The sequence below is a fragment of the Stenotrophomonas sp. 05N423 genome (assembly GCF_056397145.1).
Map to the genome: position 1 here is coordinate 38,361 of NZ_JBFTMV010000013.1, position 25,424 is coordinate 63,784.

Consider the following 25,424-nt stretch of genomic DNA (forward strand, 5'->3'; position numbering starts at 1 on the left):
GGCTTCGCGCCGGAGGCGTGTTTGCCAAGGCCTGCAGGGCCCGATAGCCTGCGCGGCATGCTGCCCATCCCGAAGCGTTCCCGACTGCTCCTGCCCCTGCTGGCGGCAATGTTGTGCTGCGCCTGCCAGCGGACCTCCAGCGCCCCCCCGGCCAGCGAACCGCCGTTCCCCTACCAGGAAGCCGGCATCGCCGAACTGCAGTCGCGAATGACGGCCGGCGAGCTCGACAGCGTCACCCTCACCGATGCCTACCTGCGCCGCATCGCCCTGCTGGACCGCGCAGGTCCGGCGCTGCGCTCGGTGATCGAGATCAATCCCGCCGCGCGCCGCGAAGCCGCCCAGCGCGATGCCGAGCGCCGCGCCGGCCGCATCCGCGGTCCGCTGCACGGCATGCCGGTCCTGCTCAAGGACAACATCGGCGCCACACCCATGCACAACACCGCCGGTTCACTGGCGCTGAAGACATTCCGCCCGCAGCGCGACGCCTTCCTGGTGCAGCGCCTGCGCGACGCCGGCGCGGTGATCCTGGGCAAGACCAACCTGAGCGAATGGGCCAACTTCCGCTCCACCGGCTCGACCTCGGGCTGGAGCGCGCTGGGCGGCCAGACCCGCAACCCGTATGCGCTGGACCACAACCCCTGCGGATCCAGTTCGGGCAGCGCCGTGGCCGTCGCCGCCAATCTGGCCGTGGCCGCCATCGGCACCGAAACCGACGGCAGCATCGTCTGCCCGGCAGCCGTCAACGGCATCGTCGGCCTCAAGCCGACCGTAGGCCTGGTCAGTCGCGACGGCATCATCCCCATCTCCTTCAGCCAGGACACCGCCGGACCGATGGCGCGCAGCGTTGCCGATGCCGCCTTGCTGCTTGCGGCGATGGCCGGTCGCGACGAATCCGATCCCGCCACCGCGGCGATGCCCGGACGGGCGGTATACGACTACAGCGCACGCCTGCGCCCTGACGCCTTGCGCGGCGCGCGCATCGGCGTGCTGCGCAACGCGCTTGCCGGGCGTGCGGAGATCAAGCCGCTCCTGGACCAAGCGGTGGCCGCGATGCGTGCCGCCGGCGCCACCGTCATCGACACCGCCCTGCCCAGCGAGGACAGCTGGGAAAAGGACGAGCAGACGGTTCTGCTGTACGAATTCAAGAACGGGCTGAACCGCTATTTCCAGCAATGGCACACCCCGGTCGATTCACTCGGCGCCCTGATCGCCTTCAACGATGCCCACGCCGCGCAGGAACTGCACTTCTTCGGCCAGGAACTGCTGCTGCAGGCCGAACAGGCCGGTTCGCTCAACGACCCCGCCTACATCGCCGCGCGCGGCAACGCCCGCCGCCTTGCCGGCCCCGAGGGCATCGATGCCGCACTGCGCGCCGATCGGCTCGATGTGCTGATCGCCCCCACTACCGGCGCCGCCTGGCGCACGACGCCGGGCAAGGGCGACGATTACCCGGGTGGCAGCTACGGTGCCGCGGCCGTGGCCGGCTACCCCAGCCTGAGCGTACCCATGGGCCACGCCAATGGCCTGCCGTTGGGATTGCTGTTCATGGGTCCCGCATGGAGCGAACCACGCCTGCTGGAACTGGGACACGCCTACGAACAGCTGACGAGGGCGCGCAAGCCACCGGCGTTCGCGCCTACGCTGTAGGAGCACACTTCAGTGCGCGACCGGGCTTTACCGGGAGCCCCTCATCGCGCACTGAAGTGCGCTCCTATGGGCACCGCCTATGCGTCGACAGTGCCCTGCTTGCGCACGATCGCCATGGCGATCTCCAGCGACTGCTCGTAGTTCAGGCGCGGATCGACGGTCGAACGGTAGGCCCGCTCCAGGTCCAGCTCGGTGAGCTCGCGCGCGCCGCCCGTGCACTCGGTGACGTCCTCGCCGGTCAACTCCAGATGCACGCCCCCCAGGCGCGTGCCGGCCGCCGCATGCAGGTCGAAGGACAGCTCCACCTCCCGGCGGATATTGTCGAAGCGACGGGTCTTGTAGCCGTTGCTGGTGCTCTCGGTGTTGCCATGCATCGCATCGCACACCCACAGCACGCGCCGGCCGTCGCGCTTCACCGCATCCAGCAGCGGCGGCAGCTTGTCCGCGATCTGCGTCGCGCCCATGCGATGGATGAAGCTCAACCGGCCCGGCTCGTCGTCGGGATTGAGCGCATCGATCAGGCGCAGCAGTTGATCCGGCTGCACCGATGGCCCCACCTTGATCGCGATCGGGTTGCGCACGCCACGCAGGTACTCCACGTGCGCGCCCTCCAGCGCCGCGGTGCGCATGCCGATCCAGGGATAGTGCGTGCTCAGGTTGAACCAGCCGTGCTGGCGCGGCACCTGCCGGGTCAGCGCCTGCTCATAGGGCAGCAGCAGCGCCTCGTGGGAGGTGTAGAAATCGACCCGGTTGAGGTTGTGCACCTGCGCGCCGGACAGCGTCTCCATGAAGCGCACCGCATCGCCGATGGCGCCCACCATCCTCTGGTATTCCGCCGCCAGCGGCGAACAGCCCATCCAGCTCAGGTTCCAGTACTCGGGGTGGTGCAGGTCGGCGAAGCCGCCGTCGATCAGCGCACGCACGAAATTCATCGTCAGCGCCGAACGCGAATGCGCGACGATCATCCGCTGCGGATCGGGCACACGCGCGGCTTCGGTGAACTCCGGCGCATTGATCACGTCGCCGCGGTAGCTCGGCAGGGTCACGCCGTCGCGGGTCTCGGTATCGGCCGAACGCGGCTTGGCGTACTGCCCGGCGAAGCGCCCAACCCGTATCACCGGCTTGCGCAGGCCATGCACCAGCACCAGGCTCATCTGCAGCAGCACCTTGAGCCGGTTGGAGATCGTGCCGGACTCGCAGTCGGCGAAATTCTCCGCGCAGTCGCCTCCCTGCAGCAGGAAGCGCTTGCCTTCCTGTGCCTCGGCCAGCTGCTGCTTGAGCGCGAGGATCTCCCAGGAGGTCACCAGCGGCGGCAACTGGCGCAACTGCGTCAGCGCGGCTTCCAGCGCCCGTGGATCAGGATAGGTCGGCATCTGCAGAGCCGGGCGCCCACGCCAGCTGTCCGGCGCCCAGTGCGATGCGGAGGCGGCCGGGGACAAGGACTGGGACAGGTTCATGCGATTACCGTAGCGATGCGGGGGAAGCGGAAAGAAACAACGGGTCAGAACAGGCGTGTCCTGCGCACGCGCAGGCCGGCATACAGCGCCCAGCCGGCGAGCAGCGCGAACCACACCAGGCTCCACATCGGCATGCTCAGGCCGAGGAACGTCCAGTCGATGTTGCCGCAGTCGCCGGTGCCGGTAAGCACGGTACGGAACACCTCGAACGGGCCCATGGTCTCGCTGAGGAAGCTCAACGGCGGGCCGCAGCTGCTGCCAAACTCCTTCGGCAACAACTGCACGTAGACGTGACGCCCCGCGATGCCGGCGCCCACAGCTGCGGCGATGAACCCGAGCAGGCCATAGAGACCGCGGCCGCCCCGCGACGATGGCCCGTGCAGTGCGCCCAACAGGAATACAAGGCCCAGCGCGGCGAAGGCGATGCGCTGGAAAATGCACAGCGGGCAAGGCTCCAGCCCCATCTTCAACTGCATCCAGATGGCGAACGCCAGAAGACCCGCGCAGGCAAGGAAGCCCAACAGGCACTGCGCGCGGAAACTCCACCGCAAAGGATTCATCTCGTCATTCCGGATCAATGATCCGGCAAGCGTAACAGGCCGGCAGCCGCAGGACAGCATTGCGAGGCATGACGATCCCCCATGAGCGCACCTCCCCGCCCGCCCAGTGCCATGTTGCGGAGAGGTGTCCCATGTCGGCGATAGGCGATCCCGCCGGACGCCGGCATGCGCGGCTCGTCGCCGGTCTGGCCGATGGCCTCGAGGATCTGGCAGCCACTCCAGCGGTTCGCCGCTGCTCCTGAAGAAGCTGCTCCTCCAGAAAGCAAAAAGCCCGGCCGGAGCCGGGCTTTTCGTTTCATGCGTGGTTGCTGCGGAAGGCGCGATTACTCGGCCACTTCCTCGGCAACGGCGGCCGGACGATCCACCAGTTCGACGTAGGCCATCGGCGCGTTGTCGCCAGCGCGGAAGCCGCACTTCAGCAAACGCAGGTAGCCGCCCGGACGGGTGGCGTAGCGCGGGCCCAGCACGGTGAACAGGTTGCCGACGGCTTCCTTGTCACGCAGGCGGGCGAAGGCCAGACGACGGTTGGCGACGGAGTCAACCTTGGCCAGGGTGATCAGCGGCTCGGCGACGCGGCGCAGTTCCTTGGCCTTCGGCAGGGTGGTCTTGATCAGCTCGTGCTTGAACAGCGAGGCGGCCATGTTCTTGAACATCGCTTCGCGGTGGGCGCTGGTGCGGTTGAACTTGCGGCCCGACTTCTGGTGGCGCATGGGTCTATTCCTTGGTCAATGATGGGTCGTTGGACTTCGTTGTCGCCATCCTGGCGTTGCTGCTGTGGACTGCGGATGGTCCTGGCCGCCCCTTCCCTGGACGACCGGCGCCGCGGCTTTGAAGCCGTCGGCGCGGGTGTTGCAGTTACAAAACAGAAGCGGAGCGGAAGCCGCGGCTCTCGCCACGCTTGCCCCCGCGGCCCGGCACTGCGCGCCGGGCGTTCGCGGACGCCAGCCGTTGCCCATAGGCTACGGCTGGGCGCTGTCCACTTACCCCAGCATGCCGTGGGCGGAGACGCCGGCCGGCGGCCAGTTCTCCAGCTTCATGCCGAGCGACAGGCCACGCTGGGCCAGCACTTCCTTGATCTCGGTCAGCGACTTCTTGCCGAGGTTCGGGGTCTTGAGCAGTTCGACTTCGGTCTTCTGGATCAGATCGCCGATGTAGTAGATGCTCTCGGCCTTCAGGCAGTTCGCCGAACGCACGGTCAGCTCCAGATCGTCGATCGGGCGCAGCAGCACCGGATCCACGCCGTTGTTGGCCGGCTTGGCCGCACCGCGGTCGCGGTGGGTGAAGTCACCGAACACCGACAGCTGATCGCTGAGGATGTCGGCCGCGGTGCGGACAGCTTCCTCGGCATCGATCGTGCCGTTGGTTTCGATATCGATGACCAGCTTGTCCAGGTCGGTGCGCTGCTCGACGCGGGCCGCTTCCACGGCATAGGCGACGCGGCGGACCGGCGAGAACGAGGCGTCCAGGACCAGACGGCCGATGGCACGGGTTTCCTCGTCCGGACGACGGCGCGATGCCGCCGGCTGGTAGCCGAAGCCACGCTCGACCTTCAGGCGCATGTTGATCGCCGCGTCCTTGGTCAGGTTGCAGATGATCTGCTCGCCGTTGAGGACTTCGACGTTGTGGTCGACCTTGATGTCAGCGGCAGTCACCACACCCGGACCCTGCTTGGACAGGGAAATGGTGGCGCTGTCGCCGGAATGCATGCGGATGGCCACGTCCTTCAGGTTGAGCAGGACTTCGAGCACGTCCTCCTGCAGCCCTTCGACCGTGGTGTACTCATGCAGCACGCCGTCGATCTCGACTTCCGTGATGGCGAAGCCCGGGATGGACGACAGCAGCACGCGACGCAGGGCGTTGCCCAGCGTATGCCCGTAACCCCGCTCCAAAGGCTCGATAACGACCTTGGCGCGGGTGTCGGTAAGGCGTTCGATCTGCGGACCGCGAGGACGCAGAACCTGGTTGGCGGTAACCGTCATGTTGCGGGTTCTCCTAGTGAACCCCCGGCCGTCGCCGGGGGTTCTCCAATGTGAATTACTTCGAGTACAGCTCGACGATCAGCGCTTCGTTGATGTCCGCCGGCAGGTCGGCGCGATCCGGCACGGCCTTGAACACGCCGCTGAACTTCTTCGAATCGACTTCGACCCACGACGGGCTCAGGTCATGCTGTTCGGCGATGGTCAGGGCTTCCTGCACGCGCAGCTGCTTGGCAGCCTTTTCCGACAGGGCGATCGCGTCGCCGGCCTTGACCTGGTACGAAGCCAGGTTGACCGACTTGCCGTTCACAGTGACGCCGCGGTGCGAGACCAGCTGGCGCGCAGCCGGACGGGTCACGGCGAAGCCCATGCGGTAGACGACGTTGTCCAGGCGGGTTTCCAGCAGCTGCAGCAGGTTCTCGCCGGTGTTGCCCTTCTTGGTCGAGGCCTTCTTGTAGTAATTGCGGAACTGGCGCTCCAGCAGGCCGTAGATGCGCTTGACCTTCTGCTTCTCACGCAGCTGGGTGGCGTAGTCGGACAGCTTGCCCTTGCGGGCGGTAGCGCCGTGCTGGCCGGGCTTCTGCTCCAGCTTGCACTTGGAGTCCAGCGCACGGGCCGGGCTCTTCAGCGACAGGTCGGCGCCTTCGCGACGGGCGAGCTTACAGGTAGGACCGATATAACGAGCCATTTCTTATCGCTCCCTTAGACGCGACGCTTCTTCGGCGGACGGCACCCGTTGTGCGGGATAGGCGTCACGTCGATGATGTTGGTGATCTTGTAGCCGACGTTGTTCAACGAACGCACGGCCGACTCACGGCCCGGACCCGGACCCTTGATGCGGACTTCCAGCGACTTCACGCCGTAATCCAGCGCGGCCTTGCCGGCCTTCTCGGCGGCGACCTGCGCAGCGAACGGAGTCGACTTGCGCGAACCGCGGAAGCCGGCACCACCGGAAGTCGCCCAGGACAGTGCATTGCCCTGGCGGTCGGTGATGGTCACGATGGTGTTGTTGAAAGAAGCGTGGACGTGGGCGACGCCATCGGTGATGACGCGCTTGATCTTCTTCTTGGTCTTAGCAGCAGCGGGCTTAGCCATTTTCTAGGGTCCCTTACTTCTTAAGCGCCTTGCGCGGACCCTTGCGGGTACGAGCATTGGTCTTGGTGCGCTGACCACGCAGCGGCAGGCCGCGACGGTGACGCAGGCCGCGGTAGCAGCCCAGGTCCATCAGGCGCTTGATGGCGATGCCGACTTCACGACGCAGGTCGCCTTCGACGATGTACTTGCCCACTTCGAGGCGCAGACGGTCGATTTCCGGCTCCGACAGGTCGCGGATCTTGGTGGTCGAAGTAACGGCTGCGGCTTCGCAGACCTTCTTCGAGCGGGTACGGCCGATGCCGTAAATGCTTTGCAACCCGACCCAGACATGCTTCTGGGCTGGCAGGTTGACGCCTGCAATACGCGCCATGACGCGGTTCTCCAGCTGAGTGATGGCCGAATGCGCACCGCGTGGCGCGCCATTCCGGCAGGATGGATCAAAAAAGTGAACTAGCGATTCTAACAAGGCCTCGGTTTGCTTGGAAGCCCGTGGAACACAAGGTTCCATGGACCCGGCGTGGGGAGTGTGCCCATGCTCCGGCGCCGGATGTGCCTGGCAGGGAGATTCCTCTCCGAGCCGCCCGCGCTACTCCCGCGCGGAACAACCACATCACACCCCCACCCGAGACCGCTGCGGGGGCCGCCCTTCTGTCTTGAGGACCTGCCCCGGGAACCAGGGCGGTCTTCGCGCTATGAAGCGGAAAGTATAGCGGGAGAATCAGCCGCGCGCAAAACCGCCGCGGTTGCCACCCTTCAGGTTCGCCTTCTTCAGCAGGCTTTCGTACTGGTGCGACATCAGGTGCGCCTGCACCTGGGCGATGAAGTCCATCACCACCACCACCACGATCAGCAGCGAGGTACCACCGAAGTAGAACGAGGCGTTCAGCTGCGTACGCATCAGTTCCGGCAGCAGGCAGACGATCACCAGGTACAGCGAACCGGCAGCGGTCAGACGGGTCAGCACGGCATCGATGTACTCGGCCGTAGCCTTGCCAGGGCGGATGCCCGGGATCAGCGCACCCGACTTCTTCAGGTTGTCGGCGGTTTCCTGCGAGTTGAACACCAGCGCGGTATAGAAGAACGCGAAACCGGTGATCAGCGCGGCGAACACGATCATGTGCAGCGGCTCGCCCGGACCCAGCGCATTGGCCACCTTCTGCAGCCAGGTAGCCGAACTGGCCTGGCCGGACCACATCGCCAGCGTCGCCGGGAAGGCCAGGATGCTGGAGGCGAAGATCGCCGGGATCACGCCAGCCATGTTCAGTTTCAGCGGCAGGAACGAGGTCTGATTCATGTAGGCATTACGGCCACCCTGACGGCGGGCGTAATTGACCGTGATGCGACGCTGGCCGCGCTCGACGAACACCACGAAATAGGTGAACGCCAGCACCACGATGACGATCAGCAGCAGCGAGATGAAGCTCATGTTGCCGTCGCGGTAGGCTTCCAGCGTGTGGATCACCGCAGCCGGCAGGCCGGCGACGATACCGGCGAAGATGATCAGCGAGACGCCGTTGCCGATGCCGCGCTCAGTCACCTGCTCGCCGACCCACATCAGGAAGATGGTGCCCGCGGTCAGTGCGACCACGGCGGTCAGCACGAAGCCCATGCCCGGCGCATAGACGACCGGCGCACCGCCCGGCGACAGCTGGTTCTGCAGCGCCAGGGCGATCGAACCACCCTGCACGATGGCCAGCAGCACCGCGCCGATGCGCGAATACTGGGTGATCTTGCGGCGGCCCGACTCGCCTTCCTTCTGCATCGCCTTGAGCGCAGGGAAGATATGGACCGCCAGCTGCATCACGATCGATGCCGAGATGTACGGCATCACGTTCAACGCAAAAATGCTGAAACGGTGCAGGGCGCCGCCCGAGAACATGTTGAACATGTCCACGATACCGCCGCCCTGCGCCTGCATCAGCGCAAGCATGGCATCGGGGTTGACGCCCGGCACCGGCACGTAGCAGCCGATGCGATAGACGAGCAATGCCCCGACTACGAACAGAAGACGCTGGCGAAGTTCAGTGAACTTGCCCATTCCGCCCGCGAGGTTACCGATGCCAGCTTGCGCCATGTTCCAGTTACTCCTGTACGCTGCCGCCGGCAGCTTCGATCGCAGCCTTGGCGCCGGCGGTAGCCGCCACACCCTTCAGGGTGAACGCCTTGGTCAGCTCGCCCTTCAGGACGATCTTGGCCTTCTTCGCCGTCGTCGGGACCAGCTTCGCCGCACGCAGGGCCGCGAAGTCGATCTCACCGGCTTCCAGGCGATCCAGGTGGTAGGACAGCACTTCGGCGGTGTCCTTGGCCACCTTGGAACGGAAGCCGATCTTCGGCAGACGGCGCTGCATCGGGGTCTGGCCGCCTTCGAAGCCGGCCTTGATCTTGCCGCCGCCCTTGCGAGCGAACGAACCCTTGTGGCCGCGGCCAGCGGTCTTGCCCAGGCCGGAGCCGATGCCGCGACCGACGCGGGTGCGCTCGGTACGGGCGCCCGGTGCCGGGCTCAGTTCATTGAGACGCAGAGTCATGGTCGATTACTCCTCAACCTGGACGAGGTACTGAACCTTGTTGATCAGGCCGCGCACCTGCGGGCTGTCCTTCAGTTCACGCACATCATTGAGCTTGTTCAGGCCCAGGGCACGCACCGACAGGCGGTGACGCGACTGGGTTCCACGCAGGCCGCGCACCAGGCGCACCTTCACGGTCTTGTTGGACTCATTAGCCATGGTTGAGTTCCTCCACCTTCTTGCCGCGCTTGGCCGCGATGCGCGCCGGCGACTGCATGCCAGCCAGACCCTTCACGGTGGCACGCACCAGGTTGATCGGGTTGCGCGAACCGGTGGCCTTGGCCAGCACGTTCTTCACGCCAACCGCTTCCAGCACGGCACGCATGGCGCCGCCGGCGATCACACCGGTACCTTCCGAAGCCGGCTGCATGAACACGCGGGCCGCGCCGTGGCCGTCCTTGACGGTGTGCCACAAAGTGCCGTTGTGCAGGTCCACGCTGACCAGGTTCTTGCGGGCCTGTTCCATCGACTTCTGGATGGCGACCGGCACTTCGCGCGCCTTGCCATAGCCAAAACCGACCTTGCCTTCGCCGTCGCCGACCACGGTCAGGGCGGTAAAGGTGAACTGGCGACCGCCCTTGACGGTCTTGCTGACGCGGTTGACCGCGACCAGCTTCTCGATCATGCCGTCGTCGATCTTCTCTTCGCGGTTACGGTCGCGATCGCGACCCCGCTGCTGACGCTCTTCTGCCATGTTGATTCCTTGGTTGTTGGGTATGTACGGCTCGGGGCCGCTTATGGTTGTGGAGTGATGCGTTGTTCCGGTGGACCGCTGCAGAAGAGCGGCGCCGTCCGGCCTCATTCAGGCCGGCGAACAGGCAGGCAGGAGCCCGAAGGCCCCTGCCCTTTGTGCCTTAGAACTGCAGGCCGGCCTCGCGCGCGGCATCCGCCAGGGCCTTGATGCGGCCGTGGTAGCGGTAGCCCGAACGATCGAAGGCAACCTTCTCGATGCCGGCGGCCTTGGCGCGCTCGGCAACGATGCGGCCAACCTTGGCGGCGGCGTCGGCGTTCTTGCCGTTCTTCAGGCCGTCCTTGACGTCGGCCTGGGTGGTATTGGCCGCAGCCAGCACCTTCGAGCCGTCGGCGGTGAAGACCTGCGCGTACAGGTGCTGGCCGGTGCGCAGCACCGACAGGCGCGGCACGCCCAGGGTACGGATGTGCGAACGGGTCGACTTGGCACGACGCAGGCGAGCGATGTTCTTGTTCATGATCTTTATCCTCGAAAGCTGAAAGCTTTGCTTTTCCTGAAAAGTCCGCACGGGGATGTGCGGGCTTTTGCGAAGGACTCGCGTTAGGCCTTCTTGGCTTCCTTGCGAATGATGTTCTCACCGGCGTACTTCACACCCTTGCCCTTGTAGGGCTCCGGCGGACGGTAGCCACGGATCTTGGCGGCGACTTCACCAACCACCTGCTTGTCCGCACCCTGCACGACGATTTCCGTCTGCGTCGGGGTGGCCAGGGTGATGCCCTCCGGCGCCACGAACACGACGGGGTGCGAGAAACCCAGCGACAGGTTCAGGTCCTTGCCCTGCATGGCAGCGCGGTAACCCACGCCCACCAGCTCCAGCTTCTTCTCGAAGCCTTCGGACACGCCCTTGACCATGTTGGCCAGGATCGAACGCACGGTGCCGGTCAGCGCATCGAAGGAGACGTCCTTCGGATTCAGCGTGACGACGCCATTGTCGAGGGTGATTTCAACGCCAGCGGACTTGTTCAGCGACAGGGTGCCCTTCGGGCCCTTCACGCTCACGGATTCCGGCTGGATGTTCAGTTCAACGCCCTTGGGCAGGTTGACCGGCTTCTTGGCTACGCGGGACATGTTCTACTCCTTCTCGCTTAGGCCACGAAGCACAGGACTTCACCGCCGACGCCCTGCTGGCGCGCCTGCGCATCGGTCATGATGCCCTTGGAGGTGGAAATGATGGCGATACCCAGGCCATTGAGGACCTTCGGCAGCTCGCTCTTGCCGCGGTACTGGCGCAGGCCCGAACGCGAGAAGCGCTTCAGGGTCGCGATGACCGGCTTGCCTTCGAAGTACTTCAGGACGATTTCCAACTCGGCCTTGTTGTTTTCCAGCTGGGTGACGCGCAGGTCGGCGATGTAACCCTCGTCCTTCAGGACCTGGGCGATCGCAACCTTGATCTTGGACGACGGCGCTTTCACCGTCTGCTTGCCAACCGCGGCCGCATTCTTGATGCGGACCAACAGGTCGGCGATGGGATCAGTCATGCTCATGTATATGCCTTTGAGTGCACCGATATCCGCTTTCGCGAAAATCTCGAGTTTTCCCGGAATGGGCCGGGGCCCTTTGCCAACGTCGCCCACACTTTCGAGCAGGCAAGACGCGGGAGTATACGACAAAAAGTCCGACTTGCGTCGGACTCTCTGTTTTGCCGTCAGGTCACCCTTCCGGCCCACCGGCCGGGCCTTGCGGCCCGGCACGGAGGTTTCTTACCAGCTGGCCTTGCGCAGGCCCGGCACGTCGCCACGCATGGTGGCTTCGCGCAGCTTGTTGCGGCCCAGGCCGAACTTGCGGTACACGCCACGCGGGCGGCCCGACAGTTCGCAGCGGTTGCGCTGGCGGCTCGGCGACGAGTCGCGCGGCAGCTTGGACAGCTTGGCCGCAGCCTCGATCTTCTCTTCGTAGGTCGCGTCAACGGAGGACACGATCTTCTTCAGAGCTGCACGCTTGTCGGCGTACTTCTTGGCCAGCTTTTCCCGCTTGATGTCGCGGTTGACCATGGAGGTCTTTGCCATTTCGGTTTCCTCGACGGATCAGTTACGGAACGGGAACTTGAACGCTGCCAGCAGCGCCTTCGCTTCCGCATCGGTCTTGGCGGTGGTGGTGATGGCGATATCCATGCCGCGGATCGCATCGACAGCGTCGAAGTCGATTTCCGGGAAGATGATCTGTTCCTTCACACCCATGTTGTAGTTGCCGCGACCGTCGAACGAACGACCCGACACGCCGCGGAAGTCACGCACGCGCGGCAGCGAGATGTTGATCAGGCGATCCAGGAACTCGAACATGGTGTTGCGGCGCAGGGTGACCTTGCAACCGATCGGCCAGCCATCGCGGATCTTGAACGAAGCCACCGAGACGCGCGACTTGGTGACCACCGGCTTCTGGCCGGTGATCTTGGTCATGTCGGCCACGGCATTCTCAAGCACCTTCTTGTTGGTCGCGGCTTCGCCGACGCCCATGTTGACGGTGATCTTGACCAGCTTCGGCACTTCCATCGGATTGGTGTAGCCGAACTGCTTCATCAGCACCGGCACCACTTCTTCCTTGTAGATTTTTTCGAGACGGGAAGTCATCAGCTCATTCCTCAGGCGTCAATCGCCTCACCGCTGGAGCGGAACACACGCAGTTTGCGTCCATCCTCCAGCACCTTGAAGCCAACGCGCTCGCCCTTGCCCGAAGCCGGGTTCAGGACATTGACGTTGGAGATATGGATCGAAGCTTCACGCTCGACCACGCCGCCGGCAACACCTGCCTGCGGGTTCGGCTTGGTGTGGCGCTTGACGATGTTCACGTTGGCGACGACCACACGGTCGCCGTCGACGCGGACGACTTCGCCCTGCTTGCCCTTGTCCTTGCCGGTGTTGACGACGACCTGGTCGCCCTTCTTGATACGGTTAGCCATGATTATCTCCTGTCGCTCACAGCACTTCGGGAGCGAGCGAGACGATCTTCATGAACTTCTCGGAACGAAGTTCACGGGTCACCGGCCCGAAGATGCGGGTGCCGATCGGCTCCTGCTTGTTGTTCAGCAGGACGGCGGCGTTGCCGTCGAAACGGATCAGCGAACCGTCGGCGCGACGCACACCCTTGCGGGTACGCACCACGACGGCGTCGTACACTTCGCCCTTCTTGACCTTGCCGCGCGGGATCGCGTCCTTCACGGTGACCTTGATGATGTCGCCGATGTGGGCATAACGGCGCTTCGAGCCGCCCAACACCTTGATGCACATCACTTCCTTGGCACCGGAGTTGTCAGCGACGTCGAGGTAGCTCTGCATCTGGATCATGATTCAGGCTCCTTATTTCGCTGCGCGGGTGATGACTTCCACCACCCGCCAGTTCTTGGTCTTGGACAGCGGAGCAATCTCGGTCACACGCACGAAATCACCTTCATTGCAGGTGTTCTCGGCGTCGTGAGCGTGCAGCTTGGTCGAGCGCTTGATGTACTTGCCGTACAGGGCGTGCTTGACCTGGCGCTCCACCAACACGGTGACCGTCTTGTCCATCTTGTTGCTGACGACACGGCCTTCGACCGTGCGCAGCGTCTTGCTTTCAGTATTTTCGCTCATCGCAGCCATCCTTACTTCGTGCTGCCGATCAGGTGCTTGACGCGAGCGATCTCGCGGCGCACCCGGCGGGTTTCGTGGGTCTTCGGCAGCTGGCCGGTGGCGGCCTGCATGCGGAGCGAGAACTGCTCCTTGCGCAGGTCGACCAGGTGGGCCTTCAGTTCGTCAGCCGACTTCTCGCGGAGTTGTTTGATGTCCATCAGCGCACCGTCCGGGTCACGAAAGTGGTGGTGACCGAGAGCTTGGCCGACGCCAGGCGGAACGCCTCGCGTGCGATTTCCTCGGAAACACCCTCGATTTCATAGATCATGCGGCCCGGCTGGATCTGGGCGACCCAGTACTCCACGCCACCCTTACCGGCACCCATTCGGACTTCGATGGGCTTCTTGGTGATGGGCTTGTCCGGGAAAACACGGATCCACATCTTGCCGCCACGCTTGACGTAACGGCTGATCGAACGACGGGCCGCTTCGATCTGGCGCGCGGTCAGCTGACCGTGAGCGGTGGCCTTCAGGCCGTACTCACCGAAGCTGACGGCATTGGCGCTCCAGCTCAGGCCGTCGTTGCGGCCCTTGAACATCTTGCGGTATTTGGTTCGCTTGGGTTGCAACATTGCCGTTACCTCGCTTCACGAGCCGGGCGCGACGGACGGTCGGCACGGTCGCCACGATCATTGCGATCGCTGCGCGGGCTGTCGTCCTGCTTTTCCTGGCCAACCTGGGAGAAATCGAAGACTTCGCCCTTGTAGATCCAGACCTTGATGCCGATGATGCCGTAGGTGGTGCTGGCCTCAGCGAAACCGTAGTCGATGTCGGCGCGGAGGGTGTGCAGCGGCACGCGGCCTTCGCGGTACCACTCCGAACGGGCGATTTCAGCACCGTTCAAGCGGCCAGCCACGTTGACCTTGATGCCCAGGGCACCCAGGCGCATCGCGTTGCCGACCGCACGCTTCATCGCGCGGCGGAACATGATGCGACGCTCCAGCTGCTGCGCGATCGACTCGGCGACCAGCTGCGCGTCCAGCTCCGGCTTGCGCACTTCGGTGACGTTGATGTGCGCCGGGACGCCCATCACTTCACTCACTTCCTTGCGCAGCTTCTCGATGTCCTCACCACGCTTGCCGATCACCACGCCCGGACGGGCGGTGTGGATCGTCACGCGCGCGGTCTTGGCCGGACGCTCGATCAGGATCTTGGAGATACCGGCCTGCGCCAGCTTCTTGCGAAGCATCTCGCGGACCTTCAGGTCGGCTGCCAGGTAGCTGGCGAACTCGGCCTTGTTGGCGTACCACTTGGAGTTCCAGTCCTTGGCGATGCCCAGGCGGATACCAATCGGATGTACTTTGTGACCCATCGTTATTTGCCCTCGCCCACGACCACGGTGATGTGGCTGGTGCGCTTGAGAATGCGCGTGCCGCGGCCCTTGGCGCGGGCCATGAAGCGCTTCAGGCTCGGACCTTCATCAACCATGATGGTCTTGACCTTCAGCTCATCGACGTCGGCGCCTTGGTTGTTCTCGGCGTTGGCGATAGCCGACTCCACCACCTTCTTGATGAGGGCGGCGGCCTTCTTGTCCGAGAACTTCAGCAGATTGACCGCACGCTCGGCCGGAAGGCCGCGCACCTGGTCAGCGACCAGACGGGCCTTCTGCGGGGAGATGCGCGCGGTGCGCAGGATTGCTTTCGCTTCCATCGTCATCTCTCCTTACTTGCCCGACTTCTTGTCAGCACCGTGACCCTTGAAGGTCCGGGTGATGGCGAATTCGCCGAGCTTGTGGCCAACCATGTTCTCGTTGACGAGAACCGGGACGTGGTTCTTGCCGTTATGCACGGCGATGGTGATGCCTACCATTTCCGGCAGGATCATCGAACGGCGCGACCAGGTCTTGATCGGCCTCTTGCTACCCGCAGCGGCCTCCACCTTCTTGACGAGGTGGTGATCGACGAACGGGCCCTTCTTGAGTGAACGTGCCATGGTCGATTAGCCCCTACGATCGCGGACGATGAACTGCTGGGTGCGCTTGTTATGGCGCGTCTTGTAACCCTTGGTCGGAACACCCCACGGGGTGACCGGATGCGGGTTGCCCTGGCCGGCCTTGGCCTCACCACCACCGTGCGGGTGGTCCACCGGGTTCATGGCGGCACCGCGGACGGTCGGGCGGACACCGCGCCAACGCTTGGCGCCGGCCTTGCCCAGCTTCTCCAGGTTGTGCTCGTCGTTGCCGACTTCGCCGATGGTGGCGCGGCACTCGACCGGCACCTTGCGCATTTCACCCGAGCGCAGGCGCAGGGTGGCGTAGATGCCTTCGCGGGCAACCAGCTGCACCGAAGCACCGGCGGCGCGGGCGATCTGGGCGCCCTTGCCCGGCTTCAGCTCGATGCCGTGGATGGTGGTACCGACCGGGATGTTGCGCAGCGGCAGGGTGTTGCCGGTCTTGATCGGCGCATGCGCACCGGAGATGACCTGGTCACCCGCCTTCAGGCCCTTCGGGGCGATGATGTAGCGGCGCTCACCGTCGACGTAGCACAGCAGGGCGATGTGGGCGGTGCGGTTCGGATCGTATTCGATGCGTTCCACGCGCGCCGGAATGCCTTCCTTGTTGCGCTTGAAGTCGATGATGCGGTAGTGCTGCTTGTGGCCACCACCAACGTGACGGGTGGTGATGCGGCCGTGGTGGTTGCGACCACCGGACTTGCTCTGCGACTCCACCAGCGCCGCGTGCGGTGCGCCCTTGTGCAGATCGGGCGTGACCACGCGCAGGGCCGAACGACGGCCTGCGGAGGTGGGCTTGAATTTCATCAATGGCATGGGATGTACCTCAGGCCTTGGCCGTTACATCGATGGACTGGCCATCGGCCAGGCGCACGTACGCCTTGCGCCAATCGCCGCGACGGCCAGCGCGGTTACGGAAGGACTTGCTCTTGCCCTTGACGTTGACCACGTTGACGGCCTCGACCTTGACGTCGAACAGCTGCTCTACCGCGGCCTTAACATCGGCCTTGGTTGCTTCGTTCGAGACTTCGAAGACGTACTGGTTGGAGAGTTCCTGCAGGCGCGCGGTCTTTTCGGAGACTCGCGGAGCGCGCAGCACGCTGAAGATTTTTTCGTTGCTGCTCATGCCAGCCACTCCTCGACCTTCTTGACCGCATCGGCGGTGATGACGACCGTGTCGGCACCGACCAGAGCGACCGGATCCAGACCCTGGACGTCACGCACCTGCACGTAGGGCAGATTGCGGGCCGACAGGTACAGGTGCTCGGAAGCCTCTTCGGTGACGATCAGCGGACGCTTGCCCACTTCCAGGCCAGCCAGCTTGCCGATCAGACCCTTGGTGCTGGTCGCTTCCACGTCGAAGGACTCGACGATGGTCAGGCGGCCCTGGCGGTTCAGCTCGGACAGGATGGCGCACATGGCGGCGCGATACTGCTTGCGGTTGACCTTCTGCTCGAAGCTGCGCGGCTTGGCCGCGAAGGTGACGCCACCGCCGACGAAGATCGGAGCGGTCAGGGCGCCGTGACGAGCACCGCCACCCTTCTGCTTCTTCGACTTCTTGGTGGTGCCAGCCACTTCAGAGCGCGTCTTCTGTGCCTTGGTGCCGGCGCGAGCGGCGTTGCGGTAGGCAACGACGACCTGGTGAACCAGATCTTCGCTGAAATCGCGGCCGAACACGGCTTCGGAGACCGAGACCTTGTTGTTGCTACCCGTGATAACGAGTTCCATCGTCATCTCTCCTTATGCCTTGCTCGCCGGACGCACGATCACGTCGCCACCGGCAGCGCCCGGAACGGCACCGCGGACGGCAATCAGACCACGCTCGACGTCGACCTTGACCACTTCCAGGTTCTGCGTGCTCTGCTGCACGGCACCCATGTGGCCGGCCATCTTCTTGCCCGGGAAAACGCGACCCGGGGTCTGGCGCTGGCCCAACGAACCCGGCGCGCGATGCGACAGCGAGTTACCGTGGGTGGCGTCGCCCATGGTGAAGTTGTAGCGCTTGATGGTGCCCTGGAAGCCCTTGCCCTTGGTGACACCCTGGACGTCGACGATCTGGCCGACCTCGAAGATGTCCGCCTTGACTTCGCCACCGACGGCGTAATCGCCGATCTGGGCGTCCTCGACGCGGAATTCCCACAGGCCACGACCGGCTTCGACCTTGGCCTTGGCGAAGTGGCCGGCTTCCGGCTTGTTCACCAGGGCGGCGCGACGGGCGCCAACGGTCACCTGCACGGCGCTGTAGCCGTCGGTTTCGACGGTCTTGATCTGCGCGATGCGGTTCGGGGTGGCTTCGATCAGGGTCACCGGGATGGACAGGCCATCATCGGTAAAAACGCGGCTCATGCCGGCCTTGCGGCCCACGAAGCCCAACGAATACTTCTTCGTCATGGTCGTAGTCCTCAGGTCAGCTTGATCTGAACGTCGACGCCGGCAGCCAGTTCGAGCTTCATCAGCGCGTCCACGGTCTTGTCGTTGGGGTCGACGATGTCGAGCACGCGCTTGTGCGTGCGGGTCTCGTACTGGTCACGCGCGTCCTTGTCGACGTGCGGGGAAACCAGAACGGTGTAACGCTCGATCTTGGTCGGCAGCGGGATCGGGCCACGCACTTGCGCGCCGGTCCGCTTGGCCGTTTCAACGATCTCGCTGGCCGAGCGGTCGATCAAACGATGATCGAACGCCTTCAGCCGAATCCGGATCTTTTGGTCCGCCATGACGGTGTTCCTATAGGTCTAAAGAGCGACAGGCCCGGCCTCTTGTGTACCGGACCCCATGAATGCGCGGCCATGCCACCCGGCCGTCGCGCGAATCCCTTCAAAACAGCAAGGCGGCCCGGTTTCCCGGCCCGCCCCAGACACAAACAAACGCGCAGAAAGCGCCCCGATGCCTCCGGAGCGACCCACGCGACCTGTCCTTAGTCTGGCGAATACGAAGCGCGTCCTGCCCTTCTTTTCGCTGGTTGCGGAACCCATGCAAGCATGAGTCCCGCGAGTGGTCGTGCATTCTGTCAGCATTCCCGGGGCTTTGCAAGTCCCCGGCACGCTCTCCCTCTTGCGCTTCAGCTGCCGGCCATGCCGGGACGGGCGAACGCTACCGCACGCCCGTCCCGGCACCTCATTCGGCGGCGGCACCCGCCTGCAGCAGGCTGTTGAACAGCAGCTTGAACGAGCCGTGGGTCTGCGAGCGGAAGGTAATGTCCGTCCCGAAGAAGGTCAGGCGTCCGGCGCCGACGTCGGCCTCGGCGGCCAGCACCCCGCCCTGCAGGTGCTCCTGGCCCCAGGCCCAGCCGCTGCGCAGCGGCGTGGCCGAGTCGAAACGCAGCAGCGGGCGGATGTCGCCACGGCCGGCCGGCAGGTCGAATACCGGCGCATTGTCCCAGCGGCCGTCGGAGAAGTACACGTCCAGGCGCTGCGGCAGGCCCCAGTTGAGCGGGCGCGACTTGTCCACAGCCACCTGCAGCACGCTGCCGGGGATGTAGTACTCGCGCTGGTTCAGCGCGCGGGGCTGGCCGTCCGGCCCCTTGCCCAGCAGGTGGCTGCGCAATGGCAGACCGAGCTGCAGCGCCAGCCCGCTGGAGGACCCTGTGGCGACGACATGGCCGCCGGCCTGCAGGAAGCGGCGCAGCGCGGCGACCGCCGGCTCGCCATCCAGCTCACCCAGCATCGGGCGGAACTCGGCCGGGATGGTGGCCGGGTCCGGCGAGGCCGGCACGCGCCCGGCCTTGCCTTCGATCGCAAGCTCCCGGGGCAGCGGCAACGCACCGCTGGGCAGGATCAGTACGTCGAACCGGCTGCGCAGGTCGCTGTCGAGGATCTGTCGCGGGTACACCACCTCATAGTCGAAGCCGAAGCTGTCCAGGACCAGCCGGGTCCAGCCGGAGACCATGGAACCGCCGTAGTGGTCCCACAAAGCAATCCGTGGCGCCCGCACCGGTTCGCCGCCAGCGACGCGACGGTCGGCGGCAGCCGCCCGTACGCCGGTACCGCGCAGGGCGGTGGCCAGGGCCTCGGCGGACACCGCCGGCACGAAGAAGGCACCGTCGCGGTCCGGCACGCGCCGCACCGGCACGCCCGCCTTCAGCAGCCGGTTGACGGCGATCACGCTGTTGTTGGCGCGCGCATCGAGCAGGTAGCCATTGGCCGAGGCCGGCACCGGCGCGTCGGCCAGCACCTGCAACTGCCCCGCCGGTAGCGCCTCGAAGGGGCCGTCGAAGCCTTCCAGCACACGGTCGAACGCCACGCCCATCTGGAAGGCCAGCGTCCACCCGGCCGAATCGTAGGGCGCGATCGGCGGACCACCCTCGTATTCGAAGTCATGCGGGTGATCCTGCGGCTCGAACATGTCCAGCACGTGCGGCCGGAACGCCTGGTCGGCCTTGACCACGAACGAGCCCGCCGGGTACCTGCGGCCCGCCGCCGCGAACGGCCGGGTCGCGCGCTCCACCTCGACGCCCGCCAACTGCAGCGCGTTGACGAAGGCGGTCGCGGTCGGGAAATCCGCCTGGTCGGCCGGGATGATGTAGCCGCGCGGGTCGCGCTGCTCCGGGCGCCGCAGCAGGGCGCTCACCTGCCCCGCATCCAGTTCCGCCGCCGGCTTGCCGTCCTTGCCGGCGGCGGCGCGGGCCCCGGCCAGGACGCCTGGACTGGCCGTCCAGGTATCGCGGCTGCCGCGCTCGATGGAGTTGCGGCCCATGCGGTAGATGTTCCACAGCAGCTGTTCGCGGTTGCGCGAAGCGTAGTCCAGCAGCGCCCAGTTGGCGGTCAGGCTGTAGTCGATGGACTGGCGGAAATGCCAGGTCTGCGCCGGCACCGGCGCCGGCAGGTTGCTGTCGGGCAGCTGCCGGTCCGGCAGGAACGGGATCTGCATCGGCGTCGGGTTGCCGGTGATTTCGGTCAGCACGCCGAGCATGTTGTGGAAGTACGGCATGGTGCGCAGGCCGCCGTTCCACCAGGTGGAATACACGCTGCCGCCCTTGGATACCGCACCGGGCTTGTTCTCCTGCAGGAAGCGCAGGTTCATCGTCGAGCCCAGCGATTCCAGCCCGACCGGGATCATCGCGTCGATGTTGTAGTTGTACGGGTCGCGGTACGGCGGGATCACGATGACCGTGCCCTTGGGCGAGGTCTGGTGGTGGTTGTAGACGATCTGCGGATACCAGCGCGTGTACATCGCCAGGTTGAGGTTGCGTGTCTCCTGCAGCGCAGCCATGTAGAAGTCGCGGTTGTTGTCGTGGCCGGCGTACTTCTGGTACAGGCGCGGCGGCTTGTCGAGCACGCGCCTGGCCGGCACCGGCTCGCGCATGTACCAGTCCGAGTACAGCTCCTGCCCGTCCGGGTTGGCGTGGACCAGCAGGATGATGGTGTCGTCGAGGATGCGCCGGGTCTCGGCGTCGTCGCGGCTGGCCAGCTGCCACACGGTCTCGATCAGCTGGTGCGCGCCGACGGTTTCGTTGGCGTGCAGGCCGCCATCGATCCACACCACCGCCTTGCCCTGCTCCGCCAGTTGGCGGGCGACGGCCTCGTCATCGCGCGCGCGCGCCAGGCGCTCGGAGATGCCGCGGTACTCATCCAGTTTCGCCAGGTTGGCCGGCGAGGAGGCGATCAGCATCAGCTGCGGACGCCCTTCCGAGGTCTTGCCCAGTTCGACGAGCCGGAAACGGTCGGAGCCGGCCGCGACCTTGCGGAAATACGCCTCGGTCTGGGTATAGGTGGCGAGCATGTAGTCGTCGCCGATGGTGAAACCGAAGTGCTCCTTCGGCGCCGGTGCCGCCGCCTGCGCCACCGCGGCGAACGCCGCCAGCGCCAGCGCCAGTGCCGCCCTGCGCCGCCCTTGTCCCGATCCTCGCAACATCCCGTCTTCTCCTCGCGTTTGTCCTGCCGGCCAGGCCGTCGCACGCACCTTAGGCCCATCCGCCCTGCCCTTCACGTAGCGAAGGTCATGGCGGCGGCGTTGCCGGTGCGCGCCGGCCTGTGCGGCCCATGGATACAAGAGCAGAGCGGGAGGCGTTTTCCGCCATGCGCAATGCGTTATCCGCCGGCGTGTCGATGAAGATCCGGGAGCACAGCCTGTCGGTGGGGCCCGGCGCCGCCAGAAGGCAATGGGGATGCAATGGCATCCAGCGGGCGGCAGCCCACCAGATTCCCGCAGTCGTCCGAGCCAACCGGAGCGTTTTCCACGCACCGCTCCCCTGGAAGCGCCAGAGACCGCATCGCACGGATGCCAGCGAGCGCATGCCAAGCCCCGTTGGCGAACAGGGCGACCGGCGTCGCGCGGATCCCACGCGACGCGATACCGCTTTGTCCGCCGGCCCCCTCCCACCAGCGGCGGCGATCAGTCCCAGGCCGGTGCCAGGCCTTCCGGGCTGACCTCGCGGCCATTGCGCTCCAGCGCGGCGATACGCGCCATGTCCTCGGCATCCAGCTTCAGGTCGCGGGCAAGCAGGTTGCTGGCCAGGTTCTCTCGCCTGGTCGAGGACGGAATCACCGCATAGCCGAGCTGCATCGCCCAGGCCAGGGCGACCTGCGCCACGGTGGCGTCGTGTTTGGCGGCGATTTCGGCCAGCACCGGGTCCTTGAGCACCTTGCCGTAGGCCAGGGTCATGTAGGAGGTGACGGTGATGTCCTGCTCCTTCAGGAACGCGGTGAGCCTGGCGTTCTGCAGGTAAGGGCTGAGTTCGATCTGGTTGGTGGCGATTTCGCCGGCACCGACGGCGGCGATGGCCTGCCGGGTCAACTCGATATTGAAGTTGGAGACGCCGATCTGGCGGGTCAGGCCCAGCTTCTTGGCTTCGGCCAGCGCAGCCATGTAGTCGGCCAGCTCGACACCGTTGCCGGGCGCCGGCCAGTGGATCAGGGTCAGGTCCGCATGATCGGTGCGCAGCTTGGCGAGGCTCTCGCGCAGGCTCGGGACCAGTTTGTCGGCGGCGTAGTTGTCGACCCAGATCTTGGTGGTGATGAACAGGTCCGGGCGCGGCACGCCGCTTTCGGCAATGGCCTGGCCGATATCGGCCTCATTGCCGTAGATCTGCGCGGTGTCGATGGCGCGGTATCCCAGCTCGAGTGCGGACTTCACCGAATCGATGACGGCCTGGCCGGCAAGACGGAAGGTGCCGAGGCCGAAGGAAGGAATGCTCATGGAAAGACTCCTGTGAGGGGGATTGGAAAGGAGGGTTTGGAATCTCAGGGACCGCCATCCCGCGATCCATGGGGGACGCAGTCTGCCCACTTCATATTTGCGGATTGAGCCCCGTATCCCTGAAATTCTTTTGATTTGAACTCAACAACTGATGCCGGACAAGGACGTTGCTCAGGCGTCCTGCACCACGCGGCGACGCCCGGTATTGCCCAGCCAGACCAGGCCCAGACCGCCCGCGGCCAGCGCGGCGCCCGCCAGCGGCACGGCGGCATAACCCAGTCCCTGGCCGATGACGGCGCCACCGAGGGCGGCGCCGACCGCGTTGCCGAGGTTGAACGCACCGACATTGACCGACGAAGCCAGACCCGGCGCCTGGGCCGCGGCCTGCATGACCCGCATCTGCACCGGCGGCACGATGCCGAAGGCGGCCGCGCCCCAGACCACCAGGCCGATGGCCGCGCCGACATGGGTCGTCATCACGAACGGCAGCACCGCCATGACCACTGCGAGCGCGCCGAGGATCAGCCTGGTCGCGCCGTCCAGCGACCAGTCGGCCAGGCGGCCGCCGATGCTGTTGCCCAGCGTGAAGCCGATACCGATCAGCACCAGCGCGAAGGCCACGAAGCCCGGGCTGGCATGGGTGATCTCGGCCAGCACCGGCGCCACGTAGGTATAGAGTGCGAACATCGCGCCTGCGCCCAGCACCGTGGTCCCCATGGCCAGCAACACCTCGGGGCGGGCCAGTACCTTCAGTTCACGGCGAACGTCCGGGCGCGTGCCCGGCTCACCCTTGGGCAGTGCCAGCCACAGGGCGGCGATGGTGACCAGGCCGAGCACGGCGGTACCGCCAAAGGCCAGCCGCCAGCCCACCTGCTGGCCGATCCAGGTCGCGGCCGGCACGCCGCCGATGTTGGCGATGGTCAGGCCCATGAACATCGTGGCGATGGCGCTGGCCTGCCTGTCCTTCGGCACGACACTGGCGGCAACCACGGCGCCGATGCCGAAGAAGGCGCCGTGGTTGAGGCTGGTGACCAGGCGCGACAGCAACAGGGTCGTGTACCCCGGCGCGAACGCCGACAACAGGTTGCCGACGGTGAACAGGACCATCAGCCACATCAGCGCCGCACGCTTGCCGAAGCGGCTGAACAGCAGGGTCATCACCGGCGCACCGGCCATGACGCCAACCGCATAGGCGGAGACCAGCATGCCGGCGCTGGGGATGCTGACCTGCACGCCGTCGGCGATCACGGGCAGCAGTCCCATCGGGGTGAATTCGGTGGTGCCGATGGCGAAGGCACCGATGGCGAGGGCGAGCAGGGCGTTGGAAGATTTCATGGCGCGCAGTGTGCCCGGCTAATATTTGCGGATTAAGCCCCATATCAACCAAATTCATTTGATTCAGGATCAACAATGAAAACCACGCTCGATGAACTCCAAGCATTCGTGGCCGTGGTGGATGCCGGGTCGATCACTGCCGCCTCGGAACTGCTGGGACTGACGATCTCAGCCACCAGCCGCACGCTCGGACGGCTGGAGGAAAAGCTGCAGACCACCCTGTTGCGGCGCACGACGCGGCGGCTGGAACTGACCGAGGAAGGCGCCACCTTCCTGCAGCACGCACGCGCCATCCTCGCGTCGGTGGACGAGGCCGAAGAGCAGATGGCGGCACGGCGCATGCGTCCGGTCGGGCGGCTACGGGTCGACGCGGCCACGCCTTTCATGCTGCACGTGCTGGTACCACTGGTCTCCGGCTTCCGCGAGCGCTATCCCGGGGTCGAACTGGAACTGAACTCGAACGAAGGCATCGTCGACCTGATCGAAAAGCGCACCGACGTGGCGTTCCGCATCGGCGCGCTGAAGGACTCCACCCTGCATGCCCGCCCGGTGGGCGGCAGCCATGTACGGGTGCTGGCCAGCCCGGCCTACCTCGAACGCCATGGCATACCGGCCGAGCCGGGCGACCTGGCACGGCATGCCCTGCTGGGCTTCACCCAACCCGAATCACTCAACGACTGGCCGCTGCGCGACGTGGCCGGCAACGTCCTGCGCATCCAGCCGACCATCGCCTCTTCCAGCGGCGAGACGCTGCGCCACCTGGCCCTGGCCGGCGAGGGCATCGTCTGCCTGTCCGACTTCATGACCCGCGCGGACCGCCATGCGGGCCGGCTGGTACCGCTGTTCCCCGCGCAGACGCTGGACGCACGCCAGCCGATCAACGCGGTCTACTACCGCAACACCGCGCTGGCGGCGCGGATCACCTGCTTCGTCGACCACGTGATCGAAACGCTGGGCGCGCATCCGTTCGACGGCTGATGCTTCCCGGCCGGCTCCGGCAAGCGGGTCCCGGATACCCCTCAAGAAAGCGCTGAAAAGGTGCCGCCGGACGCCGTTGCCAGCGTCCGCATGCCGATGATCCGGGAGGTCGCTCTACAGGGAAGGCGGCAATAAAAAAGGGCGGCCCGGAGGCCGCCCTTCTTCCACGCTCCCCGCGGACGGGGAAGACGCGCTTACTTGGTGATCTTGGCGACCACGCCGGCGCCGACGGTACGGCCGCCTTCGCGGATCGCGAAGCGCAGGCCTTCGTCCATCGCCACCGGGTTGATCAGCGTGACCGACATCTTCACGTTGTCGCCCGGCATCACCATCTCGACGCCTTCCGGCAGCTGCACGGCGCCGGTGATGTCGGTGG

35 protein-coding genes are annotated in these 25,424 nt (G+C 65.5%); 2 read left to right on the forward strand and 33 right to left on the reverse strand.

Features of this window, described 5'->3' with window-relative positions:
* Positions 1-57 precede the first annotated feature (57 nt).
* Positions 58-1,647, forward strand: a complete 1,590-nt coding sequence (locus AC1DGW_RS16300) for an amidase (protein WP_478025017.1) — start codon at positions 58-60, stop codon at positions 1,645-1,647.
* Positions 1,648-1,724: 77 nt separating this feature from the next.
* On the opposite strand, the gene AC1DGW_RS16305 is transcribed toward AC1DGW_RS16300, so the two are convergent.
* The 32 genes from AC1DGW_RS16305 to AC1DGW_RS16460 all read right to left on the reverse strand — a co-directional run bounded on the left by AC1DGW_RS16305 (position 1,725) and on the right by AC1DGW_RS16460 (position 24,070).
* Positions 1,725-3,104 carry a class II 3-deoxy-7-phosphoheptulonate synthase gene (locus AC1DGW_RS16305; protein ID WP_478025019.1) on the reverse strand — a complete coding sequence of 460 codons (1,380 nt, stop codon included), beginning with the start codon at positions 3,102-3,104 and terminating at the stop codon, positions 1,725-1,727.
* 44 nt (positions 3,105-3,148) lie between these two features.
* Positions 3,149-3,664: a disulfide bond formation protein B gene (locus tag AC1DGW_RS16310; protein ID WP_478025021.1), complete on the reverse strand. Its 516-nt coding sequence runs from the start codon at positions 3,662-3,664 to the stop codon at positions 3,149-3,151.
* 323 nt (positions 3,665-3,987) lie between these two features.
* Positions 3,988-4,374, reverse strand: a complete 387-nt coding sequence (rplQ, locus tag AC1DGW_RS16315; RefSeq protein WP_456118292.1) for a 50S ribosomal protein L17 — start codon at positions 4,372-4,374, stop codon at positions 3,988-3,990.
* A 270-nt stretch (positions 4,375-4,644) separates the two neighbouring features.
* Complete coding sequence (locus AC1DGW_RS16320; protein WP_478025024.1) at positions 4,645-5,643, reverse strand: DNA-directed RNA polymerase subunit alpha; 999 nt, start codon at positions 5,641-5,643, stop codon at positions 4,645-4,647.
* Between the two features lie 55 nt (positions 5,644-5,698).
* Positions 5,699-6,328, reverse strand: a complete 630-nt coding sequence (gene rpsD / locus AC1DGW_RS16325; protein WP_054663355.1) for a 30S ribosomal protein S4 — start codon at positions 6,326-6,328, stop codon at positions 5,699-5,701.
* Positions 6,329-6,342: 14 nt separating this feature from the next.
* A complete protein-coding gene (gene rpsK, locus AC1DGW_RS16330) occupies positions 6,343-6,735 on the reverse strand; it encodes a 30S ribosomal protein S11 (RefSeq protein ID WP_054663352.1) in 393 nt (130 codons plus the stop codon).
* A 13-nt stretch (positions 6,736-6,748) separates the two neighbouring features.
* Positions 6,749-7,105 carry a 30S ribosomal protein S13 gene (gene rpsM, locus AC1DGW_RS16335; RefSeq protein ID WP_478025027.1) on the reverse strand — a complete coding sequence of 119 codons (357 nt, stop codon included), beginning with the start codon at positions 7,103-7,105 and terminating at the stop codon, positions 6,749-6,751.
* Between the two features lie 348 nt (positions 7,106-7,453).
* Positions 7,454-8,809 (reverse strand): preprotein translocase subunit SecY, encoded by a 1,356-nt coding sequence (gene secY / locus AC1DGW_RS16340; RefSeq protein ID WP_456118291.1) that lies wholly within the window; start codon positions 8,807-8,809, stop codon positions 7,454-7,456.
* Positions 8,810-8,816: 7 nt separating this feature from the next.
* On the reverse strand, positions 8,817-9,260 hold the full coding sequence (gene rplO, locus AC1DGW_RS16345; protein ID WP_478025030.1) for a 50S ribosomal protein L15: 444 nt from the start codon (positions 9,258-9,260) through the stop codon (positions 8,817-8,819).
* 6 nt (positions 9,261-9,266) lie between these two features.
* Positions 9,267-9,458, reverse strand: a complete 192-nt coding sequence (gene rpmD / locus AC1DGW_RS16350; protein WP_005408214.1) for a 50S ribosomal protein L30 — start codon at positions 9,456-9,458, stop codon at positions 9,267-9,269.
* Positions 9,451-9,993, reverse strand: coding sequence for a 30S ribosomal protein S5 (rpsE, locus tag AC1DGW_RS16355; RefSeq protein WP_055767513.1), 543 nt, complete (start codon positions 9,991-9,993; stop codon positions 9,451-9,453). The genes rpmD and rpsE overlap by 8 nt, the downstream gene beginning before the upstream one ends.
* Positions 9,994-10,153: 160 nt before the next feature.
* Positions 10,154-10,507 carry a 50S ribosomal protein L18 gene (gene rplR, locus AC1DGW_RS16360; protein ID WP_055767510.1) on the reverse strand — a complete coding sequence of 118 codons (354 nt, stop codon included), beginning with the start codon at positions 10,505-10,507 and terminating at the stop codon, positions 10,154-10,156.
* An 83-nt stretch (positions 10,508-10,590) separates the two neighbouring features.
* Positions 10,591-11,118, reverse strand: coding sequence for a 50S ribosomal protein L6 (rplF, locus tag AC1DGW_RS16365; RefSeq protein WP_478025036.1), 528 nt, complete (start codon positions 11,116-11,118; stop codon positions 10,591-10,593).
* Positions 11,119-11,135: 17 nt separating this feature from the next.
* Complete coding sequence (gene rpsH / locus AC1DGW_RS16370; RefSeq protein WP_478025038.1) at positions 11,136-11,534, reverse strand: 30S ribosomal protein S8; 399 nt, start codon at positions 11,532-11,534, stop codon at positions 11,136-11,138.
* 216 nt (positions 11,535-11,750) lie between these two features.
* Entirely contained in the window at positions 11,751-12,056 is a 306-nt protein-coding gene (gene rpsN / locus AC1DGW_RS16375; protein WP_478025040.1) for a 30S ribosomal protein S14, read from the reverse strand.
* Between the two features lie 18 nt (positions 12,057-12,074).
* Positions 12,075-12,617 carry a 50S ribosomal protein L5 gene (rplE, locus tag AC1DGW_RS16380; protein WP_478025042.1) on the reverse strand — a complete coding sequence of 181 codons (543 nt, stop codon included), beginning with the start codon at positions 12,615-12,617 and terminating at the stop codon, positions 12,075-12,077.
* Positions 12,618-12,628: 11 nt separating this feature from the next.
* Complete coding sequence (gene rplX, locus AC1DGW_RS16385; protein WP_054663326.1) at positions 12,629-12,946, reverse strand: 50S ribosomal protein L24; 318 nt, start codon at positions 12,944-12,946, stop codon at positions 12,629-12,631.
* A gap of 16 nt (positions 12,947-12,962) precedes the next feature.
* Positions 12,963-13,331, reverse strand: a complete 369-nt coding sequence (rplN, locus tag AC1DGW_RS16390; RefSeq protein WP_003479595.1) for a 50S ribosomal protein L14 — start codon at positions 13,329-13,331, stop codon at positions 12,963-12,965.
* Between the two features lie 12 nt (positions 13,332-13,343).
* Entirely contained in the window at positions 13,344-13,613 is a 270-nt protein-coding gene (gene rpsQ, locus AC1DGW_RS16395) for a 30S ribosomal protein S17 (RefSeq protein ID WP_054663323.1), read from the reverse strand.
* A gap of 11 nt (positions 13,614-13,624) precedes the next feature.
* Positions 13,625-13,810 (reverse strand): 50S ribosomal protein L29, encoded by a 186-nt coding sequence (gene rpmC, locus AC1DGW_RS16400; protein ID WP_055767495.1) that lies wholly within the window; start codon positions 13,808-13,810, stop codon positions 13,625-13,627.
* Positions 13,810-14,223 (reverse strand): 50S ribosomal protein L16, encoded by a 414-nt coding sequence (rplP, locus tag AC1DGW_RS16405; RefSeq protein WP_055767492.1) that lies wholly within the window; start codon positions 14,221-14,223, stop codon positions 13,810-13,812. Before rplP ends, rpmC begins: the two co-directional genes overlap by 1 nt.
* A 5-nt stretch (positions 14,224-14,228) precedes the next feature.
* A complete protein-coding gene (rpsC, locus tag AC1DGW_RS16410; protein WP_054663315.1) occupies positions 14,229-14,963 on the reverse strand; it encodes a 30S ribosomal protein S3 in 735 nt (244 codons plus the stop codon).
* 2 nt (positions 14,964-14,965) lie between these two features.
* Positions 14,966-15,301 carry a 50S ribosomal protein L22 gene (gene rplV / locus AC1DGW_RS16415; protein WP_054668596.1) on the reverse strand — a complete coding sequence of 112 codons (336 nt, stop codon included), beginning with the start codon at positions 15,299-15,301 and terminating at the stop codon, positions 14,966-14,968.
* Between the two features lie 12 nt (positions 15,302-15,313).
* A complete protein-coding gene (gene rpsS, locus AC1DGW_RS16420; protein WP_478025048.1) occupies positions 15,314-15,583 on the reverse strand; it encodes a 30S ribosomal protein S19 in 270 nt (89 codons plus the stop codon).
* Positions 15,584-15,589: 6 nt separating this feature from the next.
* Complete coding sequence (gene rplB / locus AC1DGW_RS16425) at positions 15,590-16,417, reverse strand: 50S ribosomal protein L2 (protein WP_056931946.1); 828 nt, start codon at positions 16,415-16,417, stop codon at positions 15,590-15,592.
* A 10-nt stretch (positions 16,418-16,427) separates the two neighbouring features.
* Entirely contained in the window at positions 16,428-16,727 is a 300-nt protein-coding gene (gene rplW, locus AC1DGW_RS16430) for a 50S ribosomal protein L23 (RefSeq protein ID WP_054663307.1), read from the reverse strand.
* Positions 16,724-17,329, reverse strand: coding sequence for a 50S ribosomal protein L4 (gene rplD / locus AC1DGW_RS16435; protein ID WP_054668595.1), 606 nt, complete (start codon positions 17,327-17,329; stop codon positions 16,724-16,726). Before rplD ends, rplW begins: the two co-directional genes overlap by 4 nt.
* A 12-nt stretch (positions 17,330-17,341) precedes the next feature.
* Entirely contained in the window at positions 17,342-17,992 is a 651-nt protein-coding gene (gene rplC, locus AC1DGW_RS16440) for a 50S ribosomal protein L3 (RefSeq protein ID WP_433853782.1), read from the reverse strand.
* Positions 17,993-18,003: 11 nt separating this feature from the next.
* Positions 18,004-18,315, reverse strand: a complete 312-nt coding sequence (gene rpsJ / locus AC1DGW_RS16445; protein ID WP_005408208.1) for a 30S ribosomal protein S10 — start codon at positions 18,313-18,315, stop codon at positions 18,004-18,006.
* Positions 18,316-18,715: 400 nt separating this feature from the next.
* Positions 18,716-21,451 carry a M14 family metallopeptidase gene (locus AC1DGW_RS16450; protein ID WP_478025056.1) on the reverse strand — a complete coding sequence of 912 codons (2,736 nt, stop codon included), beginning with the start codon at positions 21,449-21,451 and terminating at the stop codon, positions 18,716-18,718.
* 480 nt (positions 21,452-21,931) lie between these two features.
* Entirely contained in the window at positions 21,932-22,735 is an 804-nt protein-coding gene (gene dkgB / locus AC1DGW_RS16455; protein WP_478025058.1) for a 2,5-didehydrogluconate reductase DkgB, read from the reverse strand.
* A gap of 171 nt (positions 22,736-22,906) precedes the next feature.
* Entirely contained in the window at positions 22,907-24,070 is a 1,164-nt protein-coding gene (locus AC1DGW_RS16460; RefSeq protein WP_478025060.1) for an MFS transporter, read from the reverse strand.
* A 75-nt stretch (positions 24,071-24,145) separates the two neighbouring features.
* On the opposite strand from AC1DGW_RS16460, the gene AC1DGW_RS16465 reads away from it, so the two are divergent.
* Positions 24,146-25,048: a LysR substrate-binding domain-containing protein gene (locus AC1DGW_RS16465; protein WP_478025062.1), complete on the forward strand. Its 903-nt coding sequence runs from the start codon at positions 24,146-24,148 to the stop codon at positions 25,046-25,048.
* A 194-nt stretch (positions 25,049-25,242) separates the two neighbouring features.
* Here AC1DGW_RS16465 and AC1DGW_RS16470 read toward each other — a convergent pair.
* Positions 25,243-25,424 (reverse strand): EF-Tu C-terminal domain-related protein (locus AC1DGW_RS16470; protein ID WP_478025064.1); only part of this gene is annotated, 182 nt, incomplete at its 5' end.

Bases quoted from the DNA above. Each gene is read 5' to 3' on its own strand.
- AC1DGW_RS16300 (WP_478025017.1), top strand. From the start codon at position 58: ATGCTGCCCATCCCGAAGCGTTCCCGACTGCTCCTGCCCCTGCTGGCG.
- AC1DGW_RS16305 (WP_478025019.1), bottom strand. From the start codon at position 3,104: ATGAACCTGTCCCAGTCCTTGTCCCCGGCCGCCTCCGCATCGCACTGG.
- AC1DGW_RS16310 (WP_478025021.1), bottom strand. From the start codon at position 3,664: ATGAATCCTTTGCGGTGGAGTTTCCGCGCGCAGTGCCTGTTGGGCTTC.
- rplQ (WP_456118292.1), bottom strand. From the start codon at position 4,374: ATGCGCCACCAGAAGTCGGGCCGCAAGTTCAACCGCACCAGCGCCCAC.
- AC1DGW_RS16320 (WP_478025024.1), bottom strand. From the start codon at position 5,643: ATGACGGTTACCGCCAACCAGGTTCTGCGTCCTCGCGGTCCGCAGATC.
- rpsD (WP_054663355.1), bottom strand. From the start codon at position 6,328: ATGGCTCGTTATATCGGTCCTACCTGTAAGCTCGCCCGTCGCGAAGGC.
- rpsK (WP_054663352.1), bottom strand. From the start codon at position 6,735: ATGGCTAAGCCCGCTGCTGCTAAGACCAAGAAGAAGATCAAGCGCGTC.
- rpsM (WP_478025027.1), bottom strand. From the start codon at position 7,105: ATGGCGCGTATTGCAGGCGTCAACCTGCCAGCCCAGAAGCATGTCTGG.
- secY (WP_456118291.1), bottom strand. From the start codon at position 8,809: ATGGCGCAAGCTGGCATCGGTAACCTCGCGGGCGGAATGGGCAAGTTC.
- rplO (WP_478025030.1), bottom strand. From the start codon at position 9,260: ATGACTCTGCGTCTCAATGAACTGAGCCCGGCACCGGGCGCCCGTACC.
- rpmD (WP_005408214.1), bottom strand. From the start codon at position 9,458: ATGGCTAATGAGTCCAACAAGACCGTGAAGGTGCGCCTGGTGCGCGGC.
- rpsE (WP_055767513.1), bottom strand. From the start codon at position 9,993: ATGGCAGAAGAGCGTCAGCAGCGGGGTCGCGATCGCGACCGTAACCGC.
- rplR (WP_055767510.1), bottom strand. From the start codon at position 10,507: ATGAACAAGAACATCGCTCGCCTGCGTCGTGCCAAGTCGACCCGTTCG.
- rplF (WP_478025036.1), bottom strand. From the start codon at position 11,118: ATGTCCCGCGTAGCCAAGAAGCCGGTCAACCTGCCCAAGGGCGTTGAA.
- rpsH (WP_478025038.1), bottom strand. From the start codon at position 11,534: ATGAGCATGACTGATCCCATCGCCGACCTGTTGGTCCGCATCAAGAAT.
- rpsN (WP_478025040.1), bottom strand. From the start codon at position 12,056: ATGGCAAAGACCTCCATGGTCAACCGCGACATCAAGCGGGAAAAGCTG.
- rplE (WP_478025042.1), bottom strand. From the start codon at position 12,617: ATGACTTCCCGTCTCGAAAAAATCTACAAGGAAGAAGTGGTGCCGGTG.
- rplX (WP_054663326.1), bottom strand. From the start codon at position 12,946: ATGGCTAACCGTATCAAGAAGGGCGACCAGGTCGTCGTCAACACCGGC.
- rplN (WP_003479595.1), bottom strand. From the start codon at position 13,331: ATGATCCAGATGCAGAGCTACCTCGACGTCGCTGACAACTCCGGTGCC.
- rpsQ (WP_054663323.1), bottom strand. From the start codon at position 13,613: ATGAGCGAAAATACTGAAAGCAAGACGCTGCGCACGGTCGAAGGCCGT.
- rpmC (WP_055767495.1), bottom strand. From the start codon at position 13,810: ATGGACATCAAACAACTCCGCGAGAAGTCGGCTGACGAACTGAAGGCC.
- rplP (WP_055767492.1), bottom strand. From the start codon at position 14,223: ATGTTGCAACCCAAGCGAACCAAATACCGCAAGATGTTCAAGGGCCGC.
- rpsC (WP_054663315.1), bottom strand. From the start codon at position 14,963: ATGGGTCACAAAGTACATCCGATTGGTATCCGCCTGGGCATCGCCAAG.
- rplV (WP_054668596.1), bottom strand. From the start codon at position 15,301: ATGGAAGCGAAAGCAATCCTGCGCACCGCGCGCATCTCCCCGCAGAAG.
- rpsS (WP_478025048.1), bottom strand. From the start codon at position 15,583: ATGGCACGTTCACTCAAGAAGGGCCCGTTCGTCGATCACCACCTCGTC.
- rplB (WP_056931946.1), bottom strand. From the start codon at position 16,417: ATGCCATTGATGAAATTCAAGCCCACCTCCGCAGGCCGTCGTTCGGCC.
- rplW (WP_054663307.1), bottom strand. From the start codon at position 16,727: ATGAGCAGCAACGAAAAAATCTTCAGCGTGCTGCGCGCTCCGCGAGTC.
- rplD (WP_054668595.1), bottom strand. From the start codon at position 17,329: ATGGAACTCGTTATCACGGGTAGCAACAACAAGGTCTCGGTCTCCGAA.
- rplC (WP_433853782.1), bottom strand. From the start codon at position 17,992: ATGACGAAGAAGTATTCGTTGGGCTTCGTGGGCCGCAAGGCCGGCATG.
- rpsJ (WP_005408208.1), bottom strand. From the start codon at position 18,315: ATGGCGGACCAAAAGATCCGGATTCGGCTGAAGGCGTTCGATCATCGT.
- AC1DGW_RS16450 (WP_478025056.1), bottom strand. From the start codon at position 21,451: ATGTTGCGAGGATCGGGACAAGGGCGGCGCAGGGCGGCACTGGCGCTG.
- dkgB (WP_478025058.1), bottom strand. From the start codon at position 22,735: ATGAGCATTCCTTCCTTCGGCCTCGGCACCTTCCGTCTTGCCGGCCAG.
- AC1DGW_RS16460 (WP_478025060.1), bottom strand. From the start codon at position 24,070: ATGAAATCTTCCAACGCCCTGCTCGCCCTCGCCATCGGTGCCTTCGCC.
- AC1DGW_RS16465 (WP_478025062.1), top strand. From the start codon at position 24,146: ATGAAAACCACGCTCGATGAACTCCAAGCATTCGTGGCCGTGGTGGAT.